Source organism: Vibrio rubrogenes, assembly GCF_059641415.1.
This window is the reverse complement of sequence record NZ_JCARSY010000006.1, coordinates 94,840-114,185: the sequence shown is the minus strand read 5'-3', so window position 1 is coordinate 114,185 and position 19,346 is coordinate 94,840. Positions and strand designations below refer to the sequence as shown.

Here is a 19,346-nt window from a genome sequence, read left to right as displayed (position 1 = left end):
CGAGTTTTTGCCGAAATCCAATACGATGAAAATTCACAGAAGAGACGTCACATTGTGGATAAGTCTGTTCATAGTTTTATTTACACTGATATAAAACCGACAAAAATAACTAAAAATACAATTATAAATATTTGATATTTAATAATTAAATAAAAGATCTGTGTAAAAAAACATGATCTTTTCGGGATCAACCATTGTGGAAAAGTATATCGTTCTGTTAACAAAAACGATCTCGCTGAAAAAGAAAAAGCGACACCCGAAGGATGTCGCCTAGCATAAGCAAGAAAGTGATACGTGTGACCAAATCGCTTTCTTATAAAGCTATAAATACACTGGAAGCAATGTGAGCAATGTCGTGTCAAAAAGAAGAGTGCAAGCCCGTAAACACCATCGCATTGAGTAACAAACATAAATCGTGCTACATCTCAGCGCTGTGGTGAACTTCCTCATTCCCTAAGACGAGTGTAATAATAATTATTCTCATTTGATTGGTCAAGCCCTAAATGAGAAAAAGTCTCATTTATTTCTCACAAATACTGTAACTCATTCATAAATAAAATAATAAAGGCTGGCGATCGCCAGCCTTACATCCGTTTCTTAACGTAATGAGAGCATTCATATCAATTTTACTGATGTTTCTTCAGTGCTGCGACCCGCGCCGCTTGCTCTTCAGCAAGCCACTCGGCAACATCCTTGGCAAAATAGGTCAGAATACCGTCCGCTCCCGCGCGCTTAAAGCAAAGCAATAATTCGATAACGGTCTCTTTTTCTTTTAGCCAGCCATTGAGAAAGGCCGCCTTATGCATCGCATATTCACCGGAAACCTGATAAGCAAATGTCGGCACCTGAAGTTCGGTTTTAACGCGACGAACGACATCCAGATATGGCATCCCCGGCTTCACCATGACCATATCGGCACCTTCACCAATATCTAACGCCACTTCCTGTAACGCTTCATCACTGTTCGCCGGATCCATCTGATAGGTTTTTTTATTGCCCCCTTTCAGATTACTTGCTGAGCCAATCGCATCGCGGAAAGGGCCATAATAACTCGATGCATATTTTGCAGAATAAGCCATGATCTGCGTATGAATATGCCCGGCTTCCTCAAGCGCATCACGAATCAGACCAATCCGGCCGTCCATCATATCGGAGGGGGCAACCACATCCGCACCGGCTTCAGCATGAGATAACGCTTGTTTGACGAGCACTTCGGTCGTCACATCGTTGATCACATACCCTTGCTCATCAATAATGCCATCCTGACCGTGGGTGGTATATGGGTCCAATGCCACATCGGTAATTACCCCGATTTCCGGAACATGTTCTTTCAAGGCACGAACCGCCCGTTGAATCAGACCTTCAGGGTTGTACGCCTCAGCAGCATCAATACTTTTCGCATCCTGAGTGATAAAAGGAAACAACGCGATAGCCGGTACACCAAGGCTCGCAAGATACTGTGCTTCTTCAAGGAGAACATCGATCGATAAACGATCCACACCCGGCATCGATTCAACAGGCTCACGACGATCTTTGCCCATCAACACAAATACCGGGTAAATCAGGTCACTGACTGACAACTCATTCTCCGCGACTAAGCGACGGCTAAAATCATGCTTACGCACACGACGCATACGACGACCGGGAAACTGACCTACGATAGAAACTGACACATGGAACTCCTTTTTGATATTTGTGATGCACCGCATCAAGGTTCGCCACATACTGTACATGTAACAAACGGACGAAACGAACAGCGCTTATCATGAACCGTCGCTCAACAGCGAGAGAGCTCTGAAGAAAAGTACATTGCGACCCGAAACTGCGACTTTCACAACACGAATATGACCTTCTCATCCGACAATACAGCGCTTGAGAAAACACAGTATTGTCACGGGTAGTGCGCTGAAATCATACCATTGTCCAACTGACACGCCATGTCTATTGAGATAAAAATTCAAAAAATGATCTCAAGGCGACGATCTTTTATAATGCTTCTTTCAACCCATGACCGGAAAAACCCATGATTGACACGCACGCCCATGTTTATGCCCAAGAATTTGACCATGACCGAGAAGACGTGATTCAACGTGCTTTAGCACAAGGTGTCGATATGATCTGCATGCCGAATATCGATCTCGACTCTATCGATCCGATGCTGGCAACCGAGGCCGCCTACCCTGACATCTGTCGTTCCATGATGGGATTACACCCTTGCTACGTGGATCAACATGTTCATCAGACACTCGATATCATTCATGGCTGGTTTGATAAACATGATTTTATCGCCGTCGGTGAGATTGGTATCGATCTGTACTGGGATACAACCTATCAGGCCGAACAAGAAACCGCTTTTCTTACCCAGCTCGACTGGGCAAAAGAGAAAAAGCTCCCGGTGGTGATTCATACCCGTAATTCAATGCAAGAAACCATTCAACTGCTGGCTCAGGCCCAAGATGGCTCTCTGCAAGGCGTATTTCACTGTTTCGGTGGCAGTATTGAAGAGGCCAAAGCCATTCAGGATTTAGGCTTTCATCTCGGCTTAGGCGGTGTCACGACGTTTAAAAATAGCGGGATGGATCAAGTGGTTCCTCATCTGGATATGCGGCAAATCATTCTGGAAACCGACTGCCCTTATCTGGCACCGGTGCCGCATCGGGGAAAACGCAATGAACCGGCCTATACACACATTGTCGCCCAGCGAATTGCCGCACTCAAAGAGATCTCGCTTGAAGAAGTGGACAGACTGACCACCGACAATGCGAAACAGTTATTTCAATTGCTTTAAACGAGTTTCTTTAAACGAGTTGCTTTAAACGAACCGCTTTAAACGATGAGTCAGCCATCTCTACTGCGAGACTGCGAGTGATCTGATGCTGTCTTGCAATAAAACCGGGCACAAAAAACACCGACTTCAAATAGTAAACAGATGGGAACAGCCAGTAACGTCTGAGAAATGATATCCGGCGGGGTCAACAACATCCCGACCACAAATGCTCCGACAATAATGTAAGGTCGTTTTTGCTGCAGTGCTCTTGGTGTTGTTGCACCCGTCCAGCAAAGCAACATAATTGCCACCGGCACTTCAAACGCAATCCCGAACGCTAAAAATAGCGCCAACACAAAATCAAGATAGCTGGCAATGTCGGTCGCAAAAGCAACCCCGTCCAGTGAAATCGCAGTAAAGAAGCCAAAGATTAAAGGGAAAACGACAAAATACGCGAATGCGACCCCACAATAAAACAGGATTGAACTCGACAATATCAGCGGCACCACCAGCTTGCGTTCATGTTTGTACAATCCCGGCGCAACAAAGGCCCAAATCTGATACAGCAGATACGGCACGGTGATCAACAGGGAAACAACCAGTGTCAACTTTAGCGGGGTAAAAAAGGGCGAAGCAACATCGGTGGCAATCATGGTTGCGCCTGCGGGTAACCGCTCAACTAAAGGCCGGGCAATAAACTCATAGATATGATTCGCAAAGTAGACTAAACCGAGAAATACAGCGATAACCGCCACGATGCAACGTAATAATCGGTTACGTAACTCGAGCAAGTGACGAATTAAAGGTTGGGTTTGCTCAACAGACGACATATTGACTCCATATCGCGTCAGGAACAGATTACGTCAGAAAAACCAATTTAAGCAACATGCGCATCATGGCTATTTCGACGACTTATTTCGACTGTTTCTCTGCTCGGTCATCATGCGTTGACGGTTGCTCAACGTCACATGTGGTGGTATCCACAGATTGATGCGACTGATGTAACTCAGGAAATGGTTCGTTCACTTTGGTTTGCTCAGCTTGTCGATGCTTGTCTTTGAGTTCTTGTATCTGTAACTCTTGAGACAATTCATGCTGCACACTGTTAGCGATCTTTTTCACCGACGCAACCATACGGGCGATACTTCGAATCGCATGTGGTAAGCGCTCCGGCCCCAAAACAACCAGTGCAATCACCGAGATTAATACCAGCTCCCAAAAACCGATATCAAACACGCCGAACTACTCTTTGTCTTGATGGTTCTGCGTAGAAGACGCGGATTTCTGTTGTGATTGCTCCTGCTTTTCACGCTTCGCTTCTTCAGGCTCTTCATCCATCGCTTTTCTAAAGCCTTTCACGGCACTGCCTAAGTCACTGCCCATGCTCCGCAATTTTTTCGTGCCGAACAGTAACACCACAATGGCCGCAATAATCAGTAATTCCGTAATACCAATACTACCCATATCACTATCCTTTTATGCTTCGCCAAACCGCTCAGCAGATACGTTTACCGACGGTAGAACATCCAACTGATTAACCAAGACATACCGCCGACCACGGCTGTACTGATTGACAAATGCGGCTCTTGCCCATTCGCCAAAAAGACCGCCGAACAGATCAGTGCAGTTGCCCCAATCCCTAAGAAAAACTTGCCCCGGGCCTGATCCCGTTTCACCTGACGATAATCCTGATACAGTGCATTGACCCGTTGATTCATCACGCGTCCTTGCTTGAGACTTTCGTAGACCAGTTCAGGCAACTCCGGCAGCTTTTCCACCCAGAATGGTGCCTTTTCACGGATAGACCGCAATACCGCGCCCGGCCCAACCTGATCAATCATCCAGCGTTCCAGAAACGGCTTGGCCGTTTGCCATAGATCAAGTTGAGGATATAACTGCCGCCCCAAACCTTCCACATACAATAACGTTTTTTGCAACAGTACCAGTTGCGGCTGGACTTCCATATTGAAGCGACGCGCCGTGTTAAATAAGTTCAGCAGCACATGACCGAATGAAATCTCACACAACGGCTTGGCAAAAATCGGTTCGCACACAACCCGGATGGCACTTTCGAATGCATCAATATCCGTATCATATGGTACCCAACCCGACTCGACATGGAGTTCGGCAACACGCCGATAGTCACGATTGAAAAATGCCAGAAAGTTTTCTGCCAGATAGCGTTTATCTTCTTTGTTTAGCGTTCCGACAATACCGCAATCCAACCCGATCCACTGCGGATTTTCAGGATGAGCCGGCTGGACAAAGACATTACCCGGATGCATGTCGGCATGGAAAAAACTGTCTCTGAACACCTGCGTAAAGAAAACACTGACACCACGTTCCGCCAGCAACTGCATATTGGTGCCGTTTGCCTCTAGTGCCTCAATATCCGAGACCTGAATCCCATAGATGCGCTCCGAGACCATCACGGTTTCATTACTATATTCAGAAATTACCTCCGGAATATAGAGTTCTTCACTGCCCTCAAAATTACGTCGCAACTGAATCGCATTCGCAGCTTCCCGACGTAAGTCTAGTTCATCCTGCAATGTTTTCTCATATTCCCGCACCACTTCAACCGGCTTTAAACGCCGTGTTTCGGGAAGTGCTTTCGCAACGAGACGAGCCATCCGATACATCAGTTTGATATCCGCGGCAATCACCGGCTTGATATCAGGACGAATCACTTTGAGTACCACCTCACGGCCGTTGGATTTCAATGTTGCGGTATGCACCTGAGCAATCGATGCAGAGGCCAGCGGTTCAACCGAAAAGTCATCGAACCAAGTCTCTACCGCACCGCCCAACGCTTTTTCAATCTGTTGCTTCGCTAAATGACCATCAAATGGTGAGACTTTATCCTGAAGCAGCGCCAGTTGATCCGCGATATGCGGGGGGAACAGATCCCGTCGGGTAGACATCATCTGACCAAACTTAATCCAGACCGGCCCCAGCTCCTGAAGCGCCAAACGCAAGCGCTCTCCTAACGGTTTCTCCGGATAACGATTCCGCAGCCAGAACAGCGATTTTCGAGCTAATAATGGTGCTCGGAACAAGTGATGATCAGGAAGGAATTCATCAAGACCATATTCCAGCTGCACCTTGATGATACGATACAACCGCCTGATTTCTGTTGGCGTCATAGTTTCTCCGTCAGCATAGTTTCTCCGTCAGAGACTGAATCCGACTTTCAAGTCGGGATAACTGACTGTTTACTTCATCAACCCGATCACAAAAATCAGCCACCTCAAGCGGGCCAGGAGCAATACGCCACTCTTCCGTTAAAATCTGTGCAACATGGGATTGGTGACGCTGATGTTGTGTTTGCAGGAAATGACTCAAATCTTTGGCAGCCTGTGTCACCGTATGCGCGACAACATCCCCGCTCAGGCGTGATAACCACTCTTCCCAATCCGGCTTACAATCCGTCATCAGTTGCGAAAACTTCTGAGCCAGTTGGATATCACCTTCCAGTATCAACTTATCCTGTTTGATCAGTTGCGTGATGTTTGCCTGCTCTCGTAACTGCGGCAAAATCGATAATGTCAGAGACAAATAACAATCAGGTGTCCCTTCGTATCGCGCTAACACATCAATTTGCTGGCTGAAAACAAACGTCAGGGTTTGATCGAGCTCTTTCAGATGAACCTGAATCACATTGCCTTTCAGGCGAGCAAGCTGACGAATCAGAACAGGATCATCCTGAATCAGTCGGTTCAGGATGGTTTCAATCGTTGCGGTCAGTAAAGGTGCAAATGGCATAGGAACCGCCTTGTCAGAATTTATAACCACGGTGAAGCGCCACAATACCCGCGGTCAGATTGTAATAACTTACTTGCTCAAAACCGGCATCAGCCATCATCCCTTTTAACGTGTCCTGATCCGGATGCATCCGGATTGACTCAGCAAGATAACGGTAACTGTCAGCGTCGTTGGCGATGAGCTGGCCCATCTTCGGCAGGAGATGGAACGAATAGGTATCGTAGATTTTGGATAACGGCTCGAACACCGGTTTGGAAAATTCCAGCACCAGCAGACGTCCGCCGGGCTTCAGTACCCGAAACATGGAGCGCAACGCTTGATCTTTATCCGTAACATTGCGCAGGCAAAAGCTGATTGTAATGCAGTCAAAATAATTATCGGGGAACGGCAACTCTTCCGCATTCGCCTGAACATAATGCACATTGCCGATAATGCCATTGTCCCGCAGCTTATCCCGACCGACACATAACATTGAATTATTGATATCCGCCAGCACGACATGCCCGTTATCACCAACTATCCGTGAAAATTTTGCTGTCAAATCGCCCGTACCACCACCGAGATCCAGAATTCGCTGTCCGGCACGGACACCACTGCAATCAATCGTAAATCGTTTCCATAGTCGGTGAATCCCACCGGACATCAAGTCATTCATGATGTCATACTTCGCTGCGACAGAATGAAAAACTTCTGCCACTTTATGCGCTTTCTCCGCTTTGGCGACGGTTTCAAAACCAAAATGGGTGGTTTCTTGATTTTCTGCCATTTTTTCAGATTGCACGCCTTTACCTACCTTGCATGATCGAATATAAGCCACACATCACACGACCACATCATCCATCATGCTGAATAAACAGATGCTTGATAAACCCATGTGACTGACTGATTGGTTGCGCTAGTTTACTGTATCCCCTGTCGGATGTCTTTCAGCAATCGGCAGATTTTGTGCCGACGGATGCGCTGTTATTTTCCCGGTTCTCTTGTGGTAAAACCGTTCCGGATGACGCGGTATCAGCGCGAGAATGTTCAAACTTTGTTGTCTCAGATAAGTGTTGTTCAGATAAACTTTGCCCTGACGGCGTTTGCGTCGGCGACAGGCATTCGGACCCGGTTTGTTCAGGCGATGCTGACTCAGACGATAACGCTTCAGAGCCTGCTCTTCGAGACTCATCAACCCACCGGGAAGCAATCGAACGTTTCACCTCAACGCCCAATTGCTTAAAACTTTCCGCCTGACGAATGGCGTTACCACGCCCGCTCGACAGTTTGTTCATGGCACTCTGATAACTCTGCCCGGCCTTGTCTATGGCACTGCCCAGCGTGTCCATATCGTCCACGAATAAACGTAATTTGTCGTAGAGTTTTGCGGCTTTCTCCGCAATCCGTTGGGCATTTTGATTTTGATATTCATTACGCCATAAATTATCGATGGTTCGTAAAGCAACCAGTAATGTGGTTGGACTGACAATAATGATGTTTTGTTCCATCGCATCTTTGACTAAAGCGGGATCCGCCTGGATTGCCAATTGGAATGCCGGTTCGACCGGAATAAACATCAACACATAATCTAACGTCTGGATGCCTTGCAACTGCTGGTAATCTTTCTTACTCAGTCCTTTGATATGAGAACGTATCGCAAGTAAATGTTCACCAAGTGCTTTATCGCGCTCAACGTCACTCTCAGCATGGAAGTAACGTTCGTAGGCTACCAGTGCCATTTTTGAATCGATCACTACCTGCTTCTCATTCGGCAGGTTGACAATAACATCCGGTTGATAGCGCTTGCCCGCCTCATTTTGCAAACTGACCTGCGTCTGATACTCATGTCCTTCGCGTAGCCCTGACTCCGCCAGGACCCGGGCCAACACCACTTCTCCCCAGTTGCCCTGTTGTTTGTTATCGCCTTTGAGCGCCTGCGTCAGATTTAACGCTTCTTTCGCCATCTGCTCATTGAGTCGTTGCAGATTCTTCAACTCATGGACCAGTGTATGACGTTCCTTAGCTTCTTGGCTGAAACTGTCATTGACCTGTTTTTTGAACCCTTCCAGTTGTAATTTCAGCGGATTCAGCAATCCTTCCAGACTCTGTTTATTCTGCTGATCAACCTTCGCAGTTTTGACCTCAAACAACTGATTCGCCAACTGTTCAAACTGCTGCTTCAAACGTTCTTCGGCGCGCTCCAGTAACTGTAACTTTTCCTGACTGGCAACCATCTGGGCTTGATGTCGCGCTTCCTGTTCCCGAAGCTCTCCTTGCAATTGCGCGTTCTTCTCCCGCAACAGCACCAGCTCATCATTCAACTGTGTCCGCTCTTGCTGTAAGGCCGCCATTTGCCCAAGTTTTTCAGTGGCAGCCATATGCTGACCATGCAGCTGTTTCAGCTCGGCCATGGCCAGATCATGCGCATCTTCTGATTCGTGCAACTCAGCTTGTGTTTGCCGCAATTGTGTCGTGACCTGACTCAACACTTGTTCGTGAAGTTGCTGCTGACTCACCAGCTGTTGCTGCAACTGGCTGAATTGCAGTTGCATCTTTTGCTTCATCCACCAGCCCGTTATGCCGGCAGAACCGACAATACAGAGAGCAGACATTACCAGTAGGGATTGGTTTTCAATAATCCATTGCATCATGGGAATCAATTCTGTGTCTCAGCATATAGAACTAAAAATGGTATTGCCGGACTGGATCAATGTCCAGTAGATTTGCGGCACAGAGACGTCAAACTAGCCTCTGATGTCAGGGGGTGTCAGCTGAGCATATGCGGTTTTGACCGATTCCAGCGATTCATCCGGAACATGTACAACCTGCCGACACTGCTTGCACGTCGTGACGGCAATTCCCATCACCATCCCGGTTTGCCCTAATAAGTGTACGTTTCTCAACTGAGAGCGCAGTTCCATCGGGCCACATGACGGACAAATCCCCCAAATTTTTCCACTGGATTTCTCATCCGCCATTATCTTTCCCTTCTCAACTTTACTTACCCACTCTTATCAACGATTGTGAAAACAGCTATTATTTGCCTGAAAACCTTACCTCAAATCGCCAATCATCCGAATCACGTCCATTGGTCATGCGATCAACATCCCATAAACTCATCCTGTTGTAACACTTGGATTTATTGTTTCTATGACACAAATAACAGGGTTGGCTGAAGCTTATGTTATGCTCAGGCAATCGAATCAATGGTGGAAAAACACGGCCTACCAGCAATGAATAACAGCACTGTCAATGAAAAACAAGCCTTGCTCTTCGGTCTGACCGCAGTCTTATTGTGGTCAACTGTCGCGACGGCATTTAAGCTCACACTGGCACAACTGACCCCGATTCAGATGTTAACCGTTGCTTGTGTCATTTCGAGCATCTCGTTAGTGACCATTTGTGCATGTCAGCGTCAACTTCACCTGATTTTGCCGACCTTTGCGGCCAATCCGACCTATTTCATTATTTCCGGATTGATCAACCCGCTCAGCTACTATCTGATTCTGTTTCAGGCCTATCGCCTGCTCCCCGCCTCTCAGGCACAGTCGATCAACTATAGCTGGGCGATGACGCTAACGATCATGGCCGCCATTTTTCTGAAACAGAAAATCCGCAAGCAAGACTATCTTGCCGCTGCACTCTGTTATCTGGGAGTGTTAGTAATTGCAACCCGGGGCAATCTGCTTGCGCTCGATTTCGACAGCCCTGTCGGGGTCGGACTCGCCTTATTATCAACGCTCCTGTGGGCCGGCTACTGGATTCTCAATACCCGCAACACCGCAGATCCGGTCATTAGCCTGCTACTGGGTTTTCTGGTCGCTCTGCCTTGTACGTTGATTCTGTCGTTTTACGAAGGCGCCGGCTGGAACCATATCACGCCCCAAGGCTGGCTCAGTGCCGTTTATGTCGGTTTATTTGAGATGGGAATTACCTTCTTTCTCTGGCTCAATGCACTCAAACGTACCCGTCACACCGCCAGAATCAGTAATCTGATTTTTATCTCTCCGTTTATTTCACTGCTGTTGTTATCCGTAATCATCCAAGAGCAGATTCACCCGGCAACGCTCATTGGGCTGGTCTGTATTATTGCCGGACTGACGATTCAGCAGTTCACGCCAAATCGGGACAATACACATCAACAAACGGAATCATAGTTTCAGGGGCTCACGGGTTCACCCCTGAAGCTTGAGACAAGACAAAGCGGGCGCTTAGGTAATTTGCTCCCGATAACGTTTGGGACTGACGCCCGACTTACGTTTGAATACCCGGGAAAAATAGAGGGGATCGGTATAACCGACAATTCGGCCGATTTGGTTGACCGAATAGTTAGTGGTCACCAGCAGTTGTTTGGCCCGGCTGATGCGCTGATCATCACGCCACTGCGTAATCGTCATCGACATCTCTTCACGGAACAGATGCCCCAACCGCGAAGGAGACAGACAGATGTGAGAGGCCACCATTTCCATGGTGAAATCCTGATTGAGGTTCTGCGTCATATAATTCATCGCTTCAATCACACGTGGATCGAGCGGCTTACTGACCACATCAGGTTGCAAACTCTTACAACGAATCAGGAGCTGTTCCAGCAGATTGATCGATAAATCACTCCGATAAGGTTCATCGGATTTGGCGGTATACTCGATATCGATGAATAAACGTTCCAGATGATGAATCGTGGTTTGATCCAACCCTCGGGTGATATACACCCCGTGTTGTTCGTCTTGCCAACTCAGCCAGTCATGCCAGAAGGCTCTGGGACGAAAATAAACCCAGCGATGAAACCAGCACACACTGTCTGCTTTACGATGGTAATAGTGAGCCGCTGTCGGAGGAAACAGCAGTAAATCACCGGGACCTACATCAATGGCCTGATTACCGGAAAAAAGTGTCCCCTCACCTTTACTGGTCAGGTTGATAATATACCCTTTCATGCCGTTGGGGCGGTCAATGGTGAAATCCAGTTCGTCTCCTTCAATAATCGGAGTCAGTCCTGCCACCAAATGTGCATCGAAGTTATACCCGGGTTTGAGCGGATCGTCTTGCATCCTACATCCTATACTACTTTCCTTTACGCCTGAGTGTACGCTAACTCTTCGATTTCATACGATTTATGACTTCACAGTTTCGTATAAAACTTGTGACACCTGTTAGTTCTGAAAGCCGCTCTGCGCTCGCAAAAAGATGATGTAAAACAGTATGCTATGACAGGAAAATCCACTGTGTGGCAGAAAATGCCTCTCTGAAATGTTGATTTCCGGACGCAACCAGGTAATCACTCGGTCGCTCATTATTTTGATGCTGTAACTGTTCCAGCCGGCCTCTCATATCGGCAACGGAGCGCGGTTCAGAACTCTGCTCGGCCTGAATCGCCTGAATATTATGTCGCATATCTAAACGGGTCGGCACACGGTGTCGTGCCATATATTCGATCACCAGCGCATCCGGCTGAAAAGAATAGGTGATACCAAGCGAGAGGGTTTCTTCGAGCTGCACGTTACACCACTGTTCAATCCGGTTATTTTTGATCCGAAACCGCCAGTGAAAATCTTCGGTACTGACGACCTCATCGTTGTTGATCAGCTCTAACCGGCCACTAAAAAACAATTTACTACGGGAGAACAACTGAAATACCACCGGTGTATGTGACGCGATTTCCAATTGCCAGTGATCATGAAACAACTGTGCCCGATCAGACACCTGAAATTCATCCGGGTCTATCTTCACATTGGCTCCTTATGAGGTGCCTGCCATAGCAGGCACCATTGGGTTTTATATCTGGCCGTTCAACCGATAGTACAGGCTGTTGTGTTTCAAATCCTGTTTATACTGACGTAAGTTGGTCTGCTGATCGATCAGTGCCATCTCAATACCGGCAATCTCCGCATAATCTGACAGCATATCAACCGTCACCGCCTGACTATAGACCGTATGGTGAGCGCCGCCGCCATAAATCCAGGCAGTTGCAGCAACTTCAAGACTCGGATGCGGTTCCCACAGTGCATGAGCAACCGGCAGATTCGGCAACCCTTGAGGCGGTGTCACAGCATCAACCGTATTCACCAGCATCCGGAAGCGATCGCCTAAATCAATCACGGAGACATTCAGCGCCGGACCGGGCTTACCGGTAAAAATCATCCGCGCAATCGGACAGTCACAACCGATGGTATGGCGGTGAATTTCAATTTTCGGCCGCGCTGCGGCAATCGAAGGACAGACTTCCAGCATGTGCGCACCGAGGACCTGACTACGCTCACTAAAGTTATAAGTGTAATCTTCCATAAAGGACGTTCCACCCGGCTTACCTTGTCCCATGACTTTCATCATCCGGACCATGGCTGCGGTTTTCCAGTCGCCCTCACCGCCATAACCGTAACCTTTTTCCATCAAGCGTTGGGTTGCCAGTCCGGGTAAGTTGGTCAGGCCAGTCAGGTTCTCAAATGTATTGGCGAACGCACGTGCCCCTTTCTCGGTCAAAAATTGCTCCATCCCCAATTCCAGCCGGGCTTCCTGTCTGAGGATCGCCAGTAAATCATGATCAGTGAGTAAACCGGAAGCAATATCATAGGTTGAAGCATATTCATCAATCAGGGCAGCCACATCACTGTCAGCAACTGCATTAACGCGCTCGCTCAGTTCGCCCAGACCATAGCCGTGGACTTCATAACCGAATTGAATCTGTGCGGAGACTTTATTGCCTTCTGTTACAGCGACTTGGCGCATGTTGTCACCAAACCGAGCCACTTTGAGTTGTTGTGCCTCAGCAATCCCGACAGCCGCACGACACCAATCATCAATCTGACGATGTACCGCAACATCTTGCCAGTGACCGGTCACCACTTTCCGGTTGAGATTCAACCGTGTACCGATGAAGCCAAATTCCCGACAACCATGCGCACTCTGGTTGAGGTTCATAAAGTCCATATCAATGTCTTGCCACGGGAGTTCCGCATTAAACTGCGTGTGTAAATGCAAGAACGGCTTGTTGAGCTGGCTCAGACCGGCAATCCACATTTTAGCGGGAGAAAACGTGTGCATCCACAGCACCAGTCCGACACAATCCGGATCATTGTTTGCCCGGCGACACACTTCTAGAATTTCATCCGGCGTTTTCACCACTTCCTGCTCGGCCACAGCAACAGAAATATCAGCCGCCGCATTGAGCCCGGCAACCATTTCATGACTATCGGCAGCAACACGCTGCAAGACCTTTGGTCCGTACAGATGCTGGGAACCCGTGACAAACCAGATCTGTTTCTTATCGAAAATTTTCATCGTGTATCCTTATTTTTCGTGATGTTCCTGCTGTCCGTAATAAGCATTCTTGCCGTGTTTACGCAGGTAATGCTTATCCAGCAATGTTTGATTGATTGCATCAACCCCGGCATTGATTTGCAGCGTTTTCAATGCCATCGCGGCCACTGTTTCGAGCACTACGGCATTGTGTACGGCCTGATCGGGCGTGTTACCCCAGCTAAACGGGCCATGCTCTTTGACAATGATACCCGGCACGGCAAGCGGATCCTGCGGTCCTATCGTTTCCACAATCACTCTGCCGGTATTCAGTTCATAATCCTGTTGAATTTCAGCATCGGAGAGCGAACGGGTGCACGGCACATGACCATAGAAATAGTCCGCATGTGTGGTACCTAAAGCTGGAATCGGTTTCCCGGCCTGAGCCCAGGAGGTCGCATTCATCGAGTGGGTATGCACAACACCACCGATTTCAGGGTAAGCCCGGTATAGCTCCAGATGCGTTTCCGTATCTGAAGATGGATTCAAATCACCTTCCACGCGCTGACCGGCCAGATTCACCACCACCATATTCGCGGGTGACAGATCTTCGTAAGCTACCCCGCTCGGCTTAATCACCACCAAGCCGGATTCCCGGTCAACACCGGAAACATTGCCCCATGTGAAGGTCACGAGATTATGCTTCTGCAAATCCATATTGGCTTTCCAGACCTGTTCCCGCAGCACATCCATCCGGGCTTTCCATGCCGCATTGACCACGAAATCCGGTGTGAAAGAAACATCGATATTCATGCATCCTCCTTTGACAACGATGATGTCACATCGTCTAAACGATCCTGAGATAACTGCTCAAGAGACTGTCCTAAATGTCGGTACATCGCATAGCGCGTTGCGCGGAGATTCGGAATCGCAGAGACTGGAGCGTAGGTACGACTGATCGGGCTGGCCATTTGTGCCTGAGCCTCCTGCGTCGTCGCATAGACACCCGCAGCAACGGCGGCAAAAATTGCCGCCCCCAGCGCACAACACTGTTCAGACTCAGCCACCACAATTTCCCGGCCAATCACATTGGCACAGGTCTGCATCACATAGGGTGATTTTTGTGAAATCCCGCCAATGGCAATCAGTCGGTTCACATCCACGCCCTGACTGACAAAGCAATCCACAATCGCTTTGGCCCCATGCGCCGTTGCTTCAACCAGTCCGGCAAATAAATCGACAGCGGTCGAGCCGAGATTCAGCTCAGCAATCGCCCCTTTCAGACGTTGATTGGCATTCGGTGTCCGACGGCCGTTATGCCAGTCCACAGCTAACGCCTGATTGCCGCCTTCTTCCAAAACCGCTGCTGCTTGAGTTAATTGTGGAATGAGGGCGTTCTCAAACTCAGCCAGATCAAAATTGACATCGGGATGGTCACGCAAATATTGTTCAACCGGCCAGAGTAACAACTGTTTATACCAGGCATAGATATCGCCGAACGCAGACTGCCCCGCTTCCAGTGCGGTCATATTCGGCAGTGCGCTGCCCAACACCTGACCACAGATGCCGGCAATCGCCTTGTCCGCAACCTGCTGTGGATCGACCATCAAAATGTCACAGGTCGATGTACCAATCACTTTGACCAAATCATGGGCACCGGCACCGGCACCGACCGCCCCCATGTGGCAATCAAATTCACCGACGGCAATGGCAATACCGGCTGGCAACCCAAGCTGTGCAGCCCACTCATCCGTCAGATAACCCGCCACCTGATCAGCGGTATAAACATCGTGATACATCCGATCCCGTAAACCGACTAAAGTCGGTGAAACGGCGGTCAGAAATGCTTCCGAAGGTAGACCGCCCCATGACTCATGCCACATCACTTTGTGTCCCGCGGCACAAACCCCCCGGCGCAACACATCCGGATGTTGGTGACCACTCAGCACAGCGGGTACCCAGTCACACAGCTCAACCCAGCTATAGGCATGTTGTGCAACCTCTGCGTCTTGTTCACTGACCCAGGCCGCTTTCGCCCAGAACCATTCTGAAGAATAAATTCCGCCGACATAGCGGGTGTAATCAGGAAAGTCACTGCTGTGTGCCAGTTGGTTAATCCGTTCGGCCATGGAGACCGATGTATGATCCTTCCAGAGAATAAACATCGCATTCGGGTTATCGGCAAATTCCGGTCGCAGAGCCAACACCTGTCCATCGGCATCAATCGGTGCCGGTGTCGAACCGGTTGAGTCTACCCCGATCCCAACGACCGATTGTGCGATGTCCGAACTCACTTGAGCCACGGCATCTTGTATGGCTTGCGTCATTGATTCCAAATAGTCCTTTGGATGATGACGAAACTGCGATCGTGCCGGCTGACAGTATTTGCCCTCTTTCCATCTGGGATACTCTGCAACCCCGGATGCCAGCTCAGCACCGGAACGAGCATTAACCAATAAAGCCCGGACCGAATCTGAACCAAAATCCAGACCAATCACACAAGGCTCACTCTTCTGCCTATTGTCCATAACTATCCCCATATTCAAGTCACCCGTACCATGCAACGCTTATCACTATCGACAAACGATTCACATCGACAAGTCATCATCACGAACCATTCGTCACCACCGATAAATCGTCGCCACTGAGACGGTATCGCGAGCTCACAGTTGATATTCAGTGTGTCAGTTATAGCGGTGGAACGAAGAAGGGAACATGAACGCCATAGCTAAAAATATGGATAAAAACGCCACAACTGTTTTTTTGAGGTTTCGCTTAAAAAATATGCTTATTAAGGATTTATTGCATAATGAGCCATGAAAAAATCATATGTATAGGGATAAAAAGCTATTTAAACCGAGAATAATATTATTATGAGAGCTAAGTCATGTTGTCTCACGCTATATACATGGACAAAAACGCTACCTTTCATTGCTGTGATTTTCATCACTTCAATCCTGAGCTGCTTGTACAAATAATGTGCCCGAAACACCCCTACAACAACCAGTGGATGGAATAGCAAAATGAAGACGATAAGAAAAACACTCGCTGTCGCCGCTTTAGCAGGGACTGCATTACTCAGTACCTCTGCTCATGCTCTCTTTGGTAACGATGATGACACGCTCAAACTCGGTTATCTGGTGAAACAACCTGAGGAACCTTGGTTCCAAACCGAATGGAGTTTTGCGGAAAAAGCCGGCAAAGAGTATGGCTTCGAAGTGATTAAAATGGCCGTCCCCGATGGTGAAAAAACCCTCAATGCGATCGATACCCTCGCTGCGAGCGGTGCCAAAGGTTTTGTCATTTGTACCCCGGACCCTAAACTCGGGCCAGCCATTATGGCAAAAGCGAAGAGTTATGATCTCAAAGTCATCACGGTTGACGATCAGTTCCTCAATGCCAAAGGCAAGCCGATGACAAATGTCCCATTGGTGATGATGGCTGCCAGTCAAATCGGTCAGCGTCAGGGACAAGAACTGTATAAAGAAATGACTAAACGCGGCTGGAATCCGGCTGACAGTGCAGTCATGGCAATTACCGCAGATGAACTCGATACCGCCCGTCGTCGGGTAGATGGTTCCATCTCGGCACTGAAAGAAGCGGGCTTCCCTGCGAACCAAATCTATCGCGTGCCAACCAAAACCAACGACATTCCCGGTGCATTGGATGCCGCCAACTCACTGCTGGTGCAATATCCGAGTGTTAAACACTGGCTGGTGGTCGGCATGAATGACAACACCGTACTCGGTGGTATTCGTGCAACCGAAGGCCAAGGCTTTGATGCGCAGAACGTGATTGGTATCGGTATCAACGGTGTGGATGCCGTCAACGAACTGGCTAAATCCAAACCAACCGGCTTCTACGGGTCTTTACTCCCCAGTCCGGACGTTCATGGCTTTAAGAGTATCGAATCGCTGTATAAATGGGTCAAAGATGGTGTCGAACCGAAGAAATTCGTTGAAGTCACTGATGTGGTTCTGATTACCCGCGATAACTACAAAGCAGAATTGAAGAAAAAAGGACTGTAATTCCCGGCAGGTGGCACACTGTTGTGCCACCTTCTGAACCCACAGGAGGCCATTATGGCAGCATTGCCCTCTTCTTTAGAGTTTTGTCAGATTTCTAAGCACTTTCCGGGCGTCAAAGCGCTCTCGAATATTAATTTTCGTGTCCAAAGCAACAGCGTTCATGCGCTGATGGGAGAAAATGGTGCGGGGAAATCGACCTTGCTGAAAATTCTCAGCGGACTCTATCAACCTACAGAAGGACAATTGATCATTGATGGTCAGTCCGCTGTATTTTCCTCAACCGTCGATGCACTCAATCACGGAATTGCAATTATTTATCAGGAGCTGAATCTCGTTCCGGAACTCAGTGTGGCTGAAAATATCTATCTGGGCCAGTTACCGACTAAGAATGGGGCAGTTGATCGGGAAACCCTGCACCGAAATGCGCGAGAGCAGTTACTGCGACTCGGGGAAGATTTTGACCCGTCCCGCCCACTGAAAGAATTCTCGATTGGTCAGTGGCAAATGGTTGAAATAGCCAAAGCCCTCAGTCGCAATGCACAAATTATTGCTTTTGACGAACCGACCAGTAGTTTGTCACAACGGGAAATCCAGAATTTATTTAAAGTCATTCGTGAACTGCGCAATGACGGCAAAATCATTCTTTATGTATCACACCGAATGGAAGAAATCTTCGAGCTGTGTGATGCCATTACCATTTTCAAAGACGGCACGCACGTCCAGACCTTCGATACATTAGCTGATCTCACCAATGACCGTCTCGTCGAGCTGATGGTCGGACGGGAGATCAATGATATCTATCACTATCGCAGCCGCGAATATCGGGGCAGCGGACTGAAAATTGACGAACTGATGGGCCCGGGGCTCACCCAACCCGTTTCTCTGGACATTCAGCGCGGAGAAATTCTCGGTCTGTTCGGTCTGGTTGGTGCCGGTCGGACAGAACTGACCCGGCTGATTTTCGGGGCGGATAAAGCGACCTCCGGCACAATTACTATCCAAGGTGAAATCATTCGTATCAACTCCCCCGGCGAAGCGATTCGTGCCGGTGTGACCCTCTGCCCGGAAGACCGCAAAGCAGACGGCATCGTGCCGATTCTTTCGGTACGGGAAAACACCAACATCAGTGCAAGACCAGACTTTCTCAAGTCAGGCGGACGCATCGATTTTCGCTGGGAAGAGAAAAATGCCCAGCTCCAGTGCGAAGCACTAAATGTCAAAACCGCCTCTCTCGACCAACTAATGGGTGAGCTCTCCGGCGGTAATCAACAAAAAGTGATTCTTGCCCGTTGGCTCTCAACCGATATGAAAGTCATCCTGCTCGACGAACCGACCCGGGGCATCGATGTCGGTGCAAAATCTGAAATTTATGAATTGATCTTCAAACTGGCGGAAAACGGTGTCGCGGTACTCGTGGTATCCAGTGACCTGCCGGAAGTGTTGGGGATCTCCGACCGATTACTAGTCATGAAAGACGGGGCAATCTCCGGAGAACTACAGCGCGATCAGTTTGATGAACAAACCGCATTACGTCTGGCGATGTTGGGTACAACCAACCCTGTCGCAGCATAGAG

The 19,346-nt window shown here is 48.5% G+C and carries 17 protein-coding genes and 1 pseudogene; 4 read left to right on the top strand and 14 right to left on the bottom strand.

The genetic code is table 11. The features are described 5' to 3' along the window. Window positions 1-626: 626 nt before the first annotated feature. Window positions 627-1,673 (bottom strand): porphobilinogen synthase, encoded by a 1,047-nt coding sequence (hemB, locus tag AC55NX_RS06645; protein WP_496995024.1) that lies wholly within the window; start codon window positions 1,671-1,673, stop codon window positions 627-629. A 350-nt stretch (window positions 1,674-2,023) separates the two neighbouring features. Here hemB and AC55NX_RS06640 point away from each other — a divergent pair, with 350 nt between their 5' ends. Further along, complete coding sequence (locus tag AC55NX_RS06640; RefSeq protein ID WP_496995023.1) at window positions 2,024-2,788, top strand: TatD family hydrolase; 765 nt, start codon at window positions 2,024-2,026, stop codon at window positions 2,786-2,788. 50 nt (window positions 2,789-2,838) lie between these two features. Here the strand turns inward: AC55NX_RS06640 and tatC are convergent, their stop codons facing one another. The 8 genes and pseudogenes from tatC to AC55NX_RS06600 form a co-directional block, all read right to left on the bottom strand. Next, window positions 2,839-3,597, bottom strand: a complete 759-nt coding sequence (gene tatC / locus AC55NX_RS06635; protein ID WP_496995022.1) for a twin-arginine translocase subunit TatC — start codon at window positions 3,595-3,597, stop codon at window positions 2,839-2,841. Between the two features lie 82 nt (window positions 3,598-3,679). Beyond that, a complete protein-coding gene (tatB, locus tag AC55NX_RS06630; RefSeq protein ID WP_496995021.1) occupies window positions 3,680-4,003 on the bottom strand; it encodes a Sec-independent protein translocase protein TatB in 324 nt (107 codons plus the stop codon). Window positions 4,004-4,009: 6 nt separating this feature from the next. Next, the gene (tatA, locus tag AC55NX_RS06625; protein ID WP_496995020.1) at window positions 4,010-4,231 is read right to left on the bottom strand and encodes a twin-arginine translocase TatA/TatE family subunit; all 222 of its coding nucleotides are present in this window, start codon (window positions 4,229-4,231) and stop codon (window positions 4,010-4,012) included. A 44-nt stretch (window positions 4,232-4,275) separates the two neighbouring features. After that, a complete protein-coding gene (ubiB, locus tag AC55NX_RS06620; RefSeq protein WP_496995019.1) occupies window positions 4,276-5,913 on the bottom strand; it encodes a ubiquinone biosynthesis regulatory protein kinase UbiB in 1,638 nt (545 codons plus the stop codon). A gap of 10 nt (window positions 5,914-5,923) precedes the next feature. Further along, window positions 5,924-6,532, bottom strand: a complete 609-nt coding sequence (locus AC55NX_RS06615) for a ubiquinone biosynthesis accessory factor UbiJ (RefSeq protein ID WP_059123073.1) — start codon at window positions 6,530-6,532, stop codon at window positions 5,924-5,926. A 13-nt stretch (window positions 6,533-6,545) separates the two neighbouring features. Next, window positions 6,546-7,298: a bifunctional demethylmenaquinone methyltransferase/2-methoxy-6-polyprenyl-1,4-benzoquinol methylase UbiE gene (gene ubiE, locus AC55NX_RS06610; RefSeq protein WP_496995079.1), complete on the bottom strand. Its 753-nt coding sequence runs from the start codon at window positions 7,296-7,298 to the stop codon at window positions 6,546-6,548. 388 nt (window positions 7,299-7,686) lie between these two features. Then, a pseudogene (gene rmuC / locus AC55NX_RS06605) lies at window positions 7,687-9,159 on the bottom strand (DNA recombination protein RmuC); the annotation flags it as partial. Window positions 9,160-9,255: 96 nt separating this feature from the next. Then, window positions 9,256-9,489 (bottom strand): hypothetical protein, encoded by a 234-nt coding sequence (locus tag AC55NX_RS06600; protein ID WP_496995018.1) that lies wholly within the window; start codon window positions 9,487-9,489, stop codon window positions 9,256-9,258. A 255-nt stretch (window positions 9,490-9,744) separates the two neighbouring features. On the opposite strand from AC55NX_RS06600, the gene AC55NX_RS06595 reads away from it, so the two are divergent. After that, window positions 9,745-10,668, top strand: coding sequence for a DMT family transporter (locus AC55NX_RS06595; protein WP_496995017.1), 924 nt, complete (start codon window positions 9,745-9,747; stop codon window positions 10,666-10,668). 54 nt (window positions 10,669-10,722) lie between these two features. Here AC55NX_RS06595 and araC read toward each other — a convergent pair whose 3' ends face one another. The 5 genes from araC to AC55NX_RS06570 form a co-directional block, all read right to left on the bottom strand. Beyond that, a complete protein-coding gene (araC, locus tag AC55NX_RS06590) occupies window positions 10,723-11,559 on the bottom strand; it encodes an arabinose operon transcriptional regulator AraC (RefSeq protein ID WP_496995016.1) in 837 nt (278 codons plus the stop codon). Between the two features lie 154 nt (window positions 11,560-11,713). Further along, complete coding sequence (locus tag AC55NX_RS06585; RefSeq protein WP_496995015.1) at window positions 11,714-12,238, bottom strand: hypothetical protein; 525 nt, start codon at window positions 12,236-12,238, stop codon at window positions 11,714-11,716. A gap of 45 nt (window positions 12,239-12,283) precedes the next feature. Continuing rightward, window positions 12,284-13,786 carry an L-arabinose isomerase gene (gene araA / locus AC55NX_RS06580; RefSeq protein ID WP_496995014.1) on the bottom strand — a complete coding sequence of 501 codons (1,503 nt, stop codon included), beginning with the start codon at window positions 13,784-13,786 and terminating at the stop codon, window positions 12,284-12,286. A 9-nt stretch (window positions 13,787-13,795) separates the two neighbouring features. Continuing rightward, entirely contained in the window at window positions 13,796-14,497 is a 702-nt protein-coding gene (locus tag AC55NX_RS06575; RefSeq protein WP_496995078.1) for an L-ribulose-5-phosphate 4-epimerase, read from the bottom strand. A gap of 56 nt (window positions 14,498-14,553) precedes the next feature. After that, on the bottom strand, window positions 14,554-16,272 hold the full coding sequence (locus AC55NX_RS06570) for a ribulokinase (protein WP_496995013.1): 1,719 nt from the start codon (window positions 16,270-16,272) through the stop codon (window positions 14,554-14,556). Between the two features lie 495 nt (window positions 16,273-16,767). On the opposite strand from AC55NX_RS06570, the gene AC55NX_RS06565 reads away from it, so the two are divergent. Then, window positions 16,768-17,772 carry an arabinose ABC transporter substrate-binding protein gene (locus AC55NX_RS06565; RefSeq protein WP_496995012.1) on the top strand — a complete coding sequence of 335 codons (1,005 nt, stop codon included), beginning with the start codon at window positions 16,768-16,770 and terminating at the stop codon, window positions 17,770-17,772. Between the two features lie 54 nt (window positions 17,773-17,826). Next, on the top strand, window positions 17,827-19,344 hold the full coding sequence (gene araG, locus AC55NX_RS06560; protein WP_496995011.1) for an L-arabinose ABC transporter ATP-binding protein AraG: 1,518 nt from the start codon (window positions 17,827-17,829) through the stop codon (window positions 19,342-19,344). Window positions 19,345-19,346 lie beyond the last annotated feature (2 nt).